Origin of the sequence: Mangrovimonas aestuarii (assembly GCF_028767185.1) — a bacterium.
Classification (GTDB): Bacteria; Bacteroidota; Bacteroidia; order Flavobacteriales; family Flavobacteriaceae; genus Mangrovimonas_B; species Mangrovimonas_B aestuarii.
This window is the reverse complement of the sequence record NZ_JARACK010000007.1, coordinates 39,421-52,836: the sequence shown is the minus strand read 5'-3', so window position 1 is coordinate 52,836 and position 13,416 is coordinate 39,421. Positions and strand designations below refer to the sequence as shown.

Below are 13,416 nucleotides of genomic sequence, written 5' to 3'. Positions count from 1 at the left end.
ATTTGAAGCTATCCGTTGTAATACTTAATTATAATGTGCGCTACTTTCTTGAGTTGTGCATAAAAAGTGTTGAAACAGCTATAGCTAACATTGATGCCGAGATTATTGTAGTAGATAATCAGTCTAGTGATGATAGTTGTCAAATGGTGAAAGATTTGTTTCCTAAAGTGAAATTGATTGAAAACGACAACAACGAAGGGTTTTCAAAAGGAAATAATATAGGTGTGGCACAAGCCAAGGGAAAGTATGTTTGCATTTTAAATCCAGATACGGTATTGGCTGAAGATACTTTCGAAAAACTTTTTCAGTTTATTAATTCTATAGAAAATATTGGGATTGTAGGTTGTAAACTTATTGATGGAACTGGAAAATTTTTACCTGAGAGCAAGCGCAATGTTCCTACTCCCAAAGTAGCCCTCCAGAAAATAATGGGCAATACAGAGCCGTATTATGTTAATAGACTTCAGCCTAATGAAACAGGCAAAGTAGATATTCTTGTGGGGGCTTTTATGATGATAAAACGTGAAGTGTACAATCAGGTTAAAGGCTTCGACGAAGATTATTTTATGTATGGGGAAGATATCGATCTCTCCTATAAGGTGATTAAGGCCGGTTACAATAACTATTATTTTGGGGGTACTACGGTAATTCACTACAAAGGGGAAAGCACGTTAAAGGATAGAACTTATGCCAAGCGCTTTAATGGCTCCATGCATACGTTTTTTAAAAAACACTTTAAAAAGCATCAGTTGTTTGATTGGTGTATAACTCTAGGTGTGAAAACAATTACATTGATTAATCCCAAGCCAAAGCGTTCAACAATTAATGTGAATGGATATGTATTGTTTTCGGACGCGAACATCGAAAGCTTAAAAAAGGTATTGTCTCCAATTAGAGTAGTATCAAGTGTTGATGATATTGAGGATGGCGAACAGCTTATTTTTGATAGTGAAAAAATGTCCTTTTCTAAAATTATTCAAATTATTGAAGATTTGGTGAAAAGGGATATTACATTTAAAATCCATCCCAAAAATTCACAATTTATTATTGGCAGTAATAGTTCTGTTGGTCGGGGTGAAATTGTACATTTGGGGAAGTAAAATCTGAAAGAGAAATAATTTAGTAATATTAATTTGTTGCAGAATGTTAAGTCGATTATGGCTTTTTTAGTTAATTTTGCAAGCATTAAAAGAAAAATAGACCTTACGTTATAAATATGGCAAGATTTGAACTTAAATTACCGAAAATGGGAGAGAGTGTTGCTGAGGCAACAATTACCTCTTGGTTAAAAGAAGTTGGAGATACTATAGAATCAGATGAAGCAGTTTTGGAAATCGCTACAGATAAAGTAGATAGCGAGGTTCCTAGTGAAGTTGATGGTGTACTGGTAGAAAAACTGTTTGGTGAAGACGATGTAGTTCAAGTAGGGCAAACCATTGCAATTATAGAAACCGATTCCGATGTAGCATCAACAGATAGTGGAGTATCAGCTGCTCCTCAAGCTAAAGAAGAAGCTCCTGCTGAAGCAGTAGCAGAGGTGTCTAAAACTGTAGAAACAGCGCAGGCAACTACGGCTACAGTGACTTCTACCGATGATCGTTTTTACTCTCCGTTGGTAAAGAGTATCGCTAAGGAAGAAGGGATAACTCAAGGAGAACTTGATGCTATTGCTGGTACAGGTAAAGATGGACGTGTTACCAAAAACGATATTTTGGGTTATCTTGAAAACCGTGGCGCAAAACCAGCCGCTGCTCCAGCACAGCCAAAGCCAGCTGCAGCACCAGCTCCTAAAGCCACTCAAACAGCTCCTGTTGTTGCTAGTGGGGAAGACGAAATCATCGAGATGACAAGAATGGGCAAGCTAATAGCTCATCATATGGTAGAGTCGGTACAGACTTCTGCTCACGTACAAAGCTTCATTGAAGCCGATGTAACCAATATTTGGAACTGGAGAAAGAAAGTAAAAGATGCTTTCTTCAAGCGTGAAGGCGAGAACTTGACCTTTACTCCAATTTTTATGGAAGCTATTGCTAAAGCGCTTCGTGATTTCCCAATGATGAACATTTCAGTTCAAGGTGATAAAATCATCAAAAAGAAAAATATCAACTTAGGAATGGCGGCTGCCTTACCAGATGGTAACCTAATAGTTCCTGTAATTAAGAATGCAGACCAATTGAACTTGGTTGGTATGACAAAGCAGGTGAACGATTTGGCTGGTCGTGCTAGAGCTAACCAGTTAAAACCGGACGATATTCAAGGCGGAACATATACAGTGACAAACGTAGGGACGTTTGGAAGTATTATGGGTACACCTATTATCAATCAGCCTCAAGTAGGAATCTTGGCTTTAGGAGCTATCCGTAAAACACCTGCTGTCGTGGAAACACCAGAGGGAGATTTTATTGGTATTCGTTACAAAATGTTCTTGTCGCACTCTTACGATCACCGTGTTGTAAATGGTGCTTTGGGAGGTCAGTTTGTGAAAGCTGTAAAAGATTACTTAGAAGCTTGGGATATGAATAGAGAAATTTAATACCCTATATAAATTAAGAAAACCCAGCCTTTCGGTTGGGTTTTTTTATTTTCCTGCCATAACATAATTATTACCTTTACGCATTCATTAAAAAAATAAAAATGACACTGAATCTTAGCAAACCAATCTGTTTTTTTGATCTAGAAACCACCGGAGTAAACATTACCAAAGACCGTATTGTTGAAATCGCTGTGTTAAAAGTACACCCAAACGGAAAGGAAGAGCGCCATACATGGTTAGTAAACCCAGAAATGCCAATACCTAAAGAGTCATCGGATATTCATGGGATTACAGATGAAAAGGTAGCGAATGCTCCAACATTTTCAGAGTTGGCTAAGGAAGTTCAAAATTTAATAAAGGATTCAGACTTAGCTGGGTTTAACTCAAACCGGTTCGATATCCCTCTTTTGGCTGAAGAAATGCTCCGTGCTGAGGTTGATTTCGATATGAAAAACAGGTTAGCTATAGATGTGCAGACTATTTTTCATAAAATGGAACAACGAACTTTAAGCGCGGCTTATAAGTTTTACTGTGATAAGAATTTGGATAATGCCCATAGTGCCGGAGCAGATACAGATGCTACTTATGAGGTTCTTAAAGCTCAGGTTGAAAAATACGATGAACTTGAAAACGATGCCAAGTTTTTGGCTGAATTCAGTGCCCATAAAAAGTTTGCCGATTTTGCTGGCTTCATCATATTCAATAAAAAGGGAGAAGAGTGTTTTTCTTTTGGAAAGCATAAAAACAAACGAGTAGTTGATGTTTTGGAAAGTGAACCAGGTTATTTCGGGTGGTTGCTTAATGCCGATTTTCCGTTGTATACAAAAAAGGTGCTCACTGCCATTAAGCTAAGGGATTTTAATAATAAGTTGGGATAGTTCTAATATTATACAATAATGAAACTAATCTGTATAGGAAGAAATTACACAGAGCATATTGATGAGTTGGGAAATGAAAAGCCAACTGAGCCTGTAATTTTTATAAAACCGGACACAGCCATTTTGCTTAAAAAACAACCGTTTTTTATTCCCGATTTTTCAGATGATGTTCATCATGAAGTTGAGGTTTTGGTTAAAATCAATCGCGTAGGTAAGTATATTGATAGAAAATTTGCTCATAAATACTATAGTGAAATAGGATTAGGAATAGACTTTACCGCTAGGGATTTGCAGCAGGAACTAAAGTCTAAAGGATTGCCTTGGGAACGCGCCAAATCGTTTGATGGTGCTGCAGTTGTGGGTAAATGGCTGCCTAAGGAAGAGTTAGGAGATCTTAATGACTTATCGTTTTCCCTCAAAAAAAATGAGGAAATTGTACAGCAAGGAAACACTTCCCATATGCTCTGGAAAATTGATGAAATTATAGAATATGTTTCAAAATATTTCACTTTAAAGATTGGAGATATTATCTTTACGGGAACCCCGGCAGGAGTGGGCAAGGTTTCAGCCAATGATCGCCTAATGGGTTATATTAATAATACTCAGATCTTTTCAATAAATGTGAAATAACCATGGAAGAACATTATAAGCTATATAGGGTACGTGATTTGGCAGATGGCGATGAGGATTTTATCATGGCCTTGGCTCAAACCTTTTTGGAGGAAATACCCGAAGATGCTCAAATTTTAAAGGAGGCTGTTGCTAAAAAGGATTATAATACCTCCTATAAAACGGCCCATAAAATGAAGCCAACTATCGATATGTTCGAGCTTGGTGTCATGGACGAGCTTATTATAGTTCAAGATTGGGGAAAGTTCGAAAAGACCGGTGAAGATGTATCTGAACAGCTAGATGTTGTGCTCACCGCAATAGAAAATGCTTCAAATGAAATCAGATCTGATTTTAATTTATAAATAATGCAAGCCGAAATCATTACAATTGGCGATGAAATTCTCATCGGTCAAATTGTTGATACCAATTCAGCCTATATCTCCAAGGAGCTTAATAAAATTGGAGTGTCTGTGTACCAAATCACTTCAGTTCAAGACGATAGAGAGCATATCTTAAAGGCTCTAAAAGAAGCAGAAGATAATGCTGATATTGTTGTTGTTACAGGAGGTTTGGGGCCTACCAAAGACGATATCACTAAACATACTTTTGCTGAATATTTTGAGGACAACTTGGTGCTTGACGAAAGTGTGTTGAAACATGTGGAGGAGTTATTTGCAAAATACCTGTCTACTCCAATTTCTAACTTGAATCGTGATCAGGCTTTGGTGCCTTCAAAAGCTACTGTTTTACCAAATGACCATGGGACAGCTCCTGGCATGTGGTTTAATAAAGGTGAAAAGGTATTTGTCTCGCTACCAGGAGTACCGTATGAGATGAAAGCTTTAATGAAAAAGGAGGTGATGCCAAGGTTGAAGGCTACCTATAACTTTCCGAGCATACTTCACAAAACACTTATAACTTATGGTTTGGGAGAAAGTGCCTTGGCTGAACGATTGGAGCAATGGGAAGATAGTTTGCCAAACCATATAAAGTTAGCTTACTTGCCTAATTTAGGGAAAGTGAGATTACGATTAACAGCTAAAGGGCAATATGCAGAAGGTCTTAAAAAAGATGTTGATGCTCAAATAGAACGAGTCATGTCTCTAATCGAAGATATTTTTATAGGCTTTGAGGATGACGTTGAAAGTATCGAAGAATTGATAGGTCGGTTACTGGTTAGTTCTGGTAAAACTTTGGCTACTGCCGAAAGTTGTACTGGAGGTACAATAGCCCAAAAGATTACTTCTCATCCTGGTGCATCAGAGTACTTTAAAGGGAGTGTTGTGAGTTATGCAACTGACATAAAAACAAAGGTATTGGGAGTGCCACCGGAATTGATAAAAAAACATACCGTTGTGAGTTCCGAAGTGGCAAGAGCAATGGCTCAAGGTGTTTTGAATTTATATAATGTTGATTATGCCTTAGCTACAACAGGAAATGCTGGCCCCGAAAAAGGAGAATCCGATGCTGATGTAGGAACGGTTTTCATCGCTTTGGCCAGTAAAAATGGAGTGTTTGCTAAAGAGTTTCATTTTGGAAATCACCGTACAAAAGTGATTAATAAATCGGTTAACAAAGCTTTTGAATTACTTAAAGTGGAAATTTTAAAAAAATGATAAGGTTTAAGTTGTTAGGAAATAAAGAATTTGTATATTTGCACCTCGTTTTGAAATAACATCATTTAAAGCTTAGAAACAATGTCAAGAGTTTGTGAACTTACTGGGAAGAAGGCAATGGTTGGAAACAACGTGTCTCACGCTATGAATAAAACTAAACGTAAATTCAACGCTAATTTAGTGAAGAAACGTTTCTATATTCCTGAAGAAGATAAATGGATAACCTTAAAAGTTTCTACATCTGCTTTGAAAACCATCAACAAAATAGGGATCTCTGCAGCTATTAAAGAAGCTAAAGCTAAAGGGTTTTTAAAATAATAGCCACATTTAAAAATTAAGGACAATGGCAAAAAAAGGTAACAGAGTACAGGTAATCTTAGAGTGTACTGAGCACAAAGAGTCTGGTATGCCAGGAACTTCGAGATACATTACAACCAAAAACAAAAAGAATACTCCTGATAGAATGGAAATAAAGAAATTTAATCCAATCTTGAAGAGAATGACTATTCATAAAGAAATTAAATAATTGAGTCATGGCAAAGAAATCAGTAGCAACATTACAGACAGGATCTAAAAGATTGACAAAAGCTATAAAGATGGTAAAGTCTCCAAAATCTGGAGCTTACATGTTCGTTGAGTCAATTATGTCACCAGAAGAAGTTAACGATTGGTTAAATAAGCAATAATCAAACTCGTACAGATATAAAAAAGCAGCTTTCATTTTCGTGAGAGCTGCTTTTTATTTTATATTTTAAAAACGGTTTAGTGACATTTTTTCATGCATCGGTTTTAGGCAGGAATTTTGTTAACCTCAATTCATCTAATTATTCTAACTCATGAGTTTTTTTAAGAAAATATTTTCTTCAGAAAAAAAGGAAACCTTAGATAAAGGACTGGAGAAAACCAAAACAAGCTTTTTTAATAAGTTAAGTAAGGCAGTTGCTGGAAAAAGTAAGGTAGATGATGATGTTCTAGATAATTTAGAGGAGGTACTTGTAAGCAGTGACGTAGGTGTAAATACAACGCTTAAAGTTATTGAGCGCATTGAAGAGCGCGTAGCCAAGGATAAGTATTTAGGTACCTCAGAGCTTAATGACATTCTTCGTGAAGAAATTGCCAGCCTTTTGTCCGAAACTAATGTTGGAGAGGCAACCGACTTTTCCATTCCTAAGGATAAAAAACCTTATGTATTGATGGTTGTTGGTGTTAATGGTGTTGGAAAAACCACTACAATTGGTAAGTTAGCTTATCAGTTTAAAAAGAAAGGCCTAAATGTAGTTTTAGGTGCAGCCGATACGTTTAGAGCAGCAGCCATAGACCAACTACAGGTATGGGCCGATAGAGTTGACGTGCCAATCGTTAAGCAAGCAATGGGAAGCGATCCCGCTTCTGTAGCATACGATACCCTTCAGAGTGCTGTCTCACAAAATGCGGATGTTGTAATTATAGATACTGCTGGGCGTTTACATAATAAGGTTAACTTAATGAACGAGCTGACCAAAGTTAAGCGTGTTATGCAGAAAGTAATTGGTGATGCACCTCATGACGTTTTGTTGGTTCTTGATGGATCTACAGGTCAAAACGCCTTTGAGCAGGCGAAACAGTTTACAGCTGCAACCGAAGTAACTTCGCTGGCTGTTACAAAGCTTGATGGTACTGCCAAAGGAGGTGTAGTTATAGGTATTAGTGACCAATTTAAAATTCCCGTTAAGTATATTGGAGTAGGTGAAGGAATAGAAGACCTTCAGGTATTCAACAAGTTTGAGTTTGTTGATTCATTTTTTAAATAAGATTTAGGAGAGGCTTAATCGCCATTTTGGATAGAAAGAAAACGATATGCGCACAAAATCACTTAAAAAGAACAAGATAAATGTAGTAACACTAGGCTGTAGTAAAAACGTTTACGATAGCGAAGTCTTGATGGGGCAACTTAAAGCCAATGGTAAGGAAGTAGCCTATGAGGAAGAAGGAAATGTTGTTGTGATAAACACTTGTGGTTTTATCAATAATGCTAAGGAGGAAAGTGTAAATACTATCCTTGAGTATGTTCAGAAGAAGGAAGAGGGCGTTGTAGATAAGGTGTTTGTTACAGGTTGTTTGAGTGAGCGCTATAAGCCAGATCTTGAAGCTGAAATACCTAACGTTGACCAATATTTTGGAACAACTGAACTGCCACATCTTCTTAAGGCATTAGGTGCCGACTATAAGCATGAATTAATAGGAGAGCGTTTAACGACTACACCTAAAAATTACGCTTATTTAAAAATTGCTGAAGGATGTGATCGTCCTTGTAGTTTCTGTGCTATCCCGTTAATGCGTGGTAAGCATCGTTCTACTCCAATAGAAGATTTGGTGATTGAAGCTGAAAAGCTTGCTGCTAATGGTGTTAAGGAGCTAATCTTAATTGCACAAGACCTTACTTACTACGGTCTTGATCTTTATAAAAAACGAAATCTTGCCGAACTGTTACAAGCTTTGGTAAAAGTAGATGGGATAGAGTGGATTCGTTTGCATTATGCCTTCCCAACAGGATTTCCAATGGATGTTTTGGAGGTGATGAAAAACGAGCCTAAGATTTGTAACTATATCGATATTCCGTTACAGCATATTTCCGACCGTATTCTTAAGAGTATGCGTAGGGGAACAACCCAAGAGAAAACTACTAAACTCTTGAAGGAATTTAGAGAAGCTGTTCCAGGAATGACCATTAGAACAACTTTGATTGTTGGTTATCCTGGTGAGACAGAAGAAGATTTCCAAACCCTTAAGCAATGGGTGAAAGATATGCGTTTTGAACGTTTAGGATGTTTTACCTATTCTCACGAAGAAAATACACATGCTTATAATCTTGAGGATGATGTTCTAGAAGAAGTTAAACAGGAACGTGCCAATGAGATTATGGAAATCCAGTCTCAAATCTCTTGGGAACTGAACCAAGAAAAGATAGGACAAGAGTTTAAAGTTGTTATCGATAGAAAAGAAGGAAACTATTTTATTGGTCGTACAGAATTTGATTCTCCAGATGTGGATAATGAAGTGCTTATTGATGCATCTACAACATATCTGAAAACGGGAGAATATGCAACCGTTAAAATTACAGATGCTGCAGACTTCGACCTTTATGCTGAAGTGGTTTTAAGTTAATTTTAAGACTGTATATTGTATCTTTACAACTCAAATTGTAAAGGTAAACTATGCCAACAGACTGTATCCCCTTTAGAGAAACTAACTATTTTTCTGAACTTATTTGCGATTACCTCGATGAAAAGGAAACCTTAAAACCATTCTATAATAGGTTTCCTAAACATGAAAACTTTCAAGCCCAAATTGAGGAGAAAAAAACATGGTTCCCTAAGAAGAATCGTGAGGTTTTAGTGAAGGTTTTAAAGGAACAGTATTTAGGTGTCACTGCGTCTCAGTTAACCTTTCAAAATATAGAGGCCTTAGCGAATGATAATAGTTTTACTATTACAACTGGTCATCAGTTAAACTTATTTACAGGGCCGTTGTACTTTCTTTATAAGATAGTTTCAACAATAAATCTCACCAAAGAACTAAAAAAAGAGTATCCAAAATATAATTTTGTTCCAGTATACTGGATGGCTACTGAAGATCATGATTTTGATGAAATAAATTTCTTCAATTTTAAAGGGAAGAAAATTCTATGGAATAGAGATGCCACTGGAGCTGTTGGAGAATTGCCTACTGCAAGTTTAGAAACGGTATTCGAAAGGTTTTCAGGAGAACTTGGAGTAGGAAAAAATGCAGATGAGATTAGAAACCTGTTTAAAAAAGCATATTTAAAACATAATAATCTAGCTAACGCCACTCGTTTTCTTGCTAATGAATTGTTTGGAGAATACGGATTGGTAATAATCGATGCAAACAATACAGATTTGAAACGTCTGTTTGTTCCATATAAGGAAATGGAATTTGGTGATCAAACGTCTTATAAGGCGGTTAGTGAAACTAATAATCGTTTAAATGCAATTCCTGATAGTAACTATAATATTCAGGTTAACCCCAGAGAAATTAATCTTTTTTATTTAAAGAATGGGTTGCGTGAACGAATTGTTCAGGAAGGTGAACAATTCAAAGTTTTGGAAACAGAGATTTCCTTTTCAGAGAATGAGCTTGAAGATGAACTGAAAAATCATCCTGAGAGATTTTCCCCAAATGTAATCATGCGTCCTTTGTATCAAGAGGTTATACTTCCTAATCTTTGTTACATCGGTGGGGGAGGTGAATTAGCCTATTGGTTACAGTTAAAAGCGTATTTTAAACAAGTATCAGTGCCATTTCCTATGCTATTGTTAAGAAATTCTGTGTTGGTTGAAAGTGAGAAGCAGGCCGAAAAGCTTCAAAATTTAGGAGTTTCAAATAAAGATATTTTCCTCAAGAGAAACGAGCTTATCAATAAAAAAGTAAGGGAGATTTCCAATATCGATATTGATTTCAGTCCACAAAAAGAACATCTAAAACAGCAGTTTGAAGGACTTTATGAACTTGCAGAACAAACAGACAAATCTTTTCTCGGAGCGGTAAAAGCTCAAGAGCAAAAACAAATCAAAGGTTTGGAACATTTGGAAAAGCGCTTACTAAAGGCTCAAAAGCGTGTTTTAAAAGACGAGATAACGCGAATGACAGATCTTCAAGAAGAGCTGTTCCCGGGACAGACACTTCAAGAGCGTAAACTTAATTTTTCGGAACTTTATATTGAATATGGAGATCGATTAATTCAACAGTTAATGTTAAATTTGCAACCATTAAAAGGGGAGTTTATTATACTGAAACTGTAATTAGTTAAAACATGCACAAGATTGATATAGACCTGATTGAGATGACATTGGATGTCATGAAATACGCCATTGATAGAATTTCAGCGGTGGAGCGTAAGATTGGTAAGCCTAGGAAGGAAGAAGATTTAAAAGCATTGATAGGTGAAACTATTACCCCTAAAGGCGTTGGAGGGGAATATGCATTCAACTTGTGGAAACAGCACTTAATGCACGCCAACGTACCAGTAGACCATCCACGTAACTTGGCATTTGTACCAGCTTCACCTACACGGGCAGCTGTTATGTTCGATTTAGTAACTTCAGCATCAAGTATTCACGGCGCTTATTGGATGGAAGGTGCAGGAGGGATTTACTGCGAAAATGAAGCTATGCGCTGGATTGTTTCTCTAACAGGATTACCAGAAGGAGCCTTTGGAGTATTCACTAGTGGAGGAACAGCTGCTAACCTTTCGGCCATTGTCACAGCTCGTGAAAATTGGCGTAAAAAAGATGAATCGCACAAGGGACAAAGAGGATTAATTCTTACTTCTATTGGTGCCCACTCATCTATTAAGGCTATGGCTAAAGTTGCAGATGTAGATATTCATTTGGTAGACTCAGAAGAGCGTTTAACTGGAGAAGATTTAAAGGAAGCCATAGCAGAACTTTCAGAGCAGGAGCGCAACAGGTTATTTGCAATTGTAGCAACGGGAGGTACTACCAATGCTGGTATTATTGACGACTTAGCAGGAGTAGCTAATGTATGTATGGAAGAAAACTTGTGGTTCCATGTAGATGCTGCTTATGGAGGAGGTGCTCTTATAGCGGATTCTGTTCGAGATCAGTTTGTTGGTATTGAAAAAGCAGATAGTATAACCATCGATCCCCATAAGTGGATGTTCTCTCCTTACGATTGTGGGGCAGTAATCTACAAAAATCCTGAATTGGCTAAAGAAGCACACTCACAACAGGGGTCATATTTGGACATTTTCAAGGATGAAGGTGCCCACGGATTTAATCCGGCTGAATATCAAATTCAGTTAACACGTCGTGTTAGGGGATTACCGCTTTGGTTCTCGTTAGCAATGCACGGAACAGATAAATATAAAGAAGCTGTAGAACGAGGTATTGAATTGGCTCAGATTGCAGGAAGGTTAATTGAAGAAAATCAAAATGTAGAGTTGGTTAGGGACCCTAGTTTATCGTGTGTGTTGTTTAGACGTAAGGGGTGGAAGCCTGAAGATTATACCAATTGGACGTACGATAATCATGAAAAAGGTTTTGCTTTAGTAACGCCTACCAAATGGAAAAATGGAGATACATTCGAGACCGTTTCACGATTTTGCTTTATTAATCCAGATACAACAGAAAAAGACATTCAGATGATTTTAGATACCATGGCCTAATTTTTCAAGAAAAGGGCGGTATTTTTTTTATAAATATTACTTTTGCACATGCAACATAATAACGTACTCATTTTAGACTTCGGTTCGCAGTACACGCAACTTATTGCGCGTAGAGTAAGAGAACTCAATATTTACTGCGAGATTCATCCATTTAACAAATTACCATACGATTTAGAGCGCTTTCAGGCCGTAATTCTTTCGGGAAGTCCTTACTCTGTTCGTGCAGAAGATGCACCGCATCCAGACCTTTCTGAAATTCGTGGTAAAAAACCATTATTGGCAGTTTGCTACGGTGCGCAGTATTTGGCTCATTTCTCAGGAGGAGAGGTTGCACCATCAAATACTCGTGAGTATGGTCGTGCCAACTTATCGTTTGTAAAGGATGGAGAAGCTTTCTTTAAAGGAATTTCTACTGGTAGCCAAGTTTGGATGAGCCACAGTGACACCATAAAACACTTACCAACAAATGGAGTGCTATTGGCTAGTACTCATGATGTAGAAAATGCAGCTTATAAAATTGAAGGTGAAACCACTTTCGCTATTCAATTCCACCCAGAGGTATACCACTCTACAGATGGAAAAAAATTGTTGGAGAACTTTTTAGTAGATATAGCTGGAGTAAACCAGGATTGGACACCGCAATCGTTTGTAGAAGAAACAGTTGATGCACTTAAAGAGCAGTTAGGTAACGATAAAGTTGTTCTTGGACTGTCTGGAGGGGTAGATTCTTCGGTGGCTGCGATGTTGTTGAACAAAGCAATTGGAGACAATTTATATTGTATATTCGTAAATAATGGCTTACTTCGCAAGAACGAGTTTGAGGATGTACTAGACCAATACAAGCATATGGGGCTTAACGTAAAAGGAGTAGATGCCTCGGCACGCTTTTTGGAAGCATTGGCAGGGAAGAGCGATCCAGAAGAAAAACGTAAGACCATTGGTCGTGTGTTTATAGAAGTATTTGATGATGAAGCGCATCAGCTTCAAGATGTGAAGTGGTTGGCTCAAGGAACCATTTATCCAGATGTTATTGAGAGCGTATCGGCAACTGGAGGACCTAGTGCAACAATTAAAAGTCACCATAACGTTGGAGGTTTGCCAGATTTCATGAAGTTGAAAGTAGTAGAGCCATTGAAAGCTTTGTTTAAAGATGAAGTACGACGCGTAGGTGCTTCTATGGGAATGGAAAAAGCCTTATTGGGACGCCATCCTTTCCCTGGACCAGGATTAGGAATTAGAATTTTAGGTGATATCACTGCTGAAAAAGTTCGTATTTTACAAGAAGTTGATGCAGTTTTTATTAATGGTTTAAAATCCTGGGGACTTTATGACGATGTTTGGCAAGCAGGTGCTATTTTACTACCTGTAAATAGCGTAGGCGTAATGGGAGATGAAAGAACTTACGAGCAATGTGTTGCTTTAAGAGCCGTAGAAAGTACTGATGGTATGACGGCAGATTGGGTGAATTTACCTTATGAATTTTTACAAAAAACCTCTAACGAGATAATAAATAAAGTAAAAGGCGTTAATAGAGTAGTATACGATATTAGCTCCAAGCCACCAGCCACTATTGAGTGGGAATAATTAAAAATC

The 13,416-nt window shown here is 37.4% G+C and carries 14 protein-coding genes; all 14 read left to right on the top strand.

The genetic code is table 11. The features are described from left to right. The first annotated feature begins 2 nt into the window (after positions 1-2). Positions 3-1,100 carry a glycosyltransferase family 2 protein gene (locus PWU04_RS09945; protein ID WP_274475953.1) on the top strand — a complete coding sequence of 366 codons (1,098 nt, stop codon included), beginning with the start codon at positions 3-5 and terminating at the stop codon, positions 1,098-1,100. Between the two features lie 116 nt (positions 1,101-1,216). Beyond that, positions 1,217-2,533: a dihydrolipoamide acetyltransferase family protein gene (locus PWU04_RS09940; RefSeq protein ID WP_274475952.1), complete on the top strand. Its 1,317-nt coding sequence runs from the start codon at positions 1,217-1,219 to the stop codon at positions 2,531-2,533. Positions 2,534-2,634: 101 nt separating this feature from the next. Next, the gene (locus tag PWU04_RS09935; RefSeq protein WP_274475951.1) at positions 2,635-3,411 is read left to right on the top strand and encodes a 3'-5' exonuclease; all 777 of its coding nucleotides are present in this window, start codon (positions 2,635-2,637) and stop codon (positions 3,409-3,411) included. Between the two features lie 18 nt (positions 3,412-3,429). Next, on the top strand, positions 3,430-4,041 hold the full coding sequence (locus tag PWU04_RS09930) for a fumarylacetoacetate hydrolase family protein (RefSeq protein WP_274475950.1): 612 nt from the start codon (positions 3,430-3,432) through the stop codon (positions 4,039-4,041). 2 nt (positions 4,042-4,043) lie between these two features. Further along, positions 4,044-4,385, top strand: coding sequence for an Hpt domain-containing protein (locus PWU04_RS09925; protein WP_274475949.1), 342 nt, complete (start codon positions 4,044-4,046; stop codon positions 4,383-4,385). 3 nt (positions 4,386-4,388) lie between these two features. Further along, positions 4,389-5,639: a competence/damage-inducible protein A gene (locus PWU04_RS09920; RefSeq protein ID WP_274475948.1), complete on the top strand. Its 1,251-nt coding sequence runs from the start codon at positions 4,389-4,391 to the stop codon at positions 5,637-5,639. An 81-nt stretch (positions 5,640-5,720) separates the two neighbouring features. Continuing rightward, entirely contained in the window at positions 5,721-5,957 is a 237-nt protein-coding gene (rpmB, locus tag PWU04_RS09915; protein WP_274475947.1) for a 50S ribosomal protein L28, read from the top strand. Between the two features lie 25 nt (positions 5,958-5,982). Continuing rightward, on the top strand, positions 5,983-6,165 hold the full coding sequence (rpmG, locus tag PWU04_RS09910; RefSeq protein WP_274475946.1) for a 50S ribosomal protein L33: 183 nt from the start codon (positions 5,983-5,985) through the stop codon (positions 6,163-6,165). A 7-nt stretch (positions 6,166-6,172) separates the two neighbouring features. Then, on the top strand, positions 6,173-6,325 hold the full coding sequence (locus tag PWU04_RS09905) for a DUF4295 domain-containing protein (protein ID WP_274475945.1): 153 nt from the start codon (positions 6,173-6,175) through the stop codon (positions 6,323-6,325). Between the two features lie 150 nt (positions 6,326-6,475). After that, positions 6,476-7,429, top strand: coding sequence for a signal recognition particle-docking protein FtsY (gene ftsY / locus PWU04_RS09900; RefSeq protein ID WP_274475944.1), 954 nt, complete (start codon positions 6,476-6,478; stop codon positions 7,427-7,429). Between the two features lie 46 nt (positions 7,430-7,475). After that, positions 7,476-8,783 (top strand): 30S ribosomal protein S12 methylthiotransferase RimO, encoded by a 1,308-nt coding sequence (rimO, locus tag PWU04_RS09895; RefSeq protein ID WP_274475943.1) that lies wholly within the window; start codon positions 7,476-7,478, stop codon positions 8,781-8,783. A gap of 50 nt (positions 8,784-8,833) precedes the next feature. Next, positions 8,834-10,438 carry a bacillithiol biosynthesis cysteine-adding enzyme BshC gene (gene bshC, locus PWU04_RS09890; RefSeq protein WP_274475942.1) on the top strand — a complete coding sequence of 535 codons (1,605 nt, stop codon included), beginning with the start codon at positions 8,834-8,836 and terminating at the stop codon, positions 10,436-10,438. 11 nt (positions 10,439-10,449) lie between these two features. Beyond that, on the top strand, positions 10,450-11,823 hold the full coding sequence (locus tag PWU04_RS09885) for a pyridoxal phosphate-dependent decarboxylase family protein (protein ID WP_274475941.1): 1,374 nt from the start codon (positions 10,450-10,452) through the stop codon (positions 11,821-11,823). A 48-nt stretch (positions 11,824-11,871) separates the two neighbouring features. Beyond that, positions 11,872-13,407, top strand: coding sequence for a glutamine-hydrolyzing GMP synthase (gene guaA / locus PWU04_RS09880; RefSeq protein ID WP_274475940.1), 1,536 nt, complete (start codon positions 11,872-11,874; stop codon positions 13,405-13,407). Positions 13,408-13,416 lie beyond the last annotated feature (9 nt).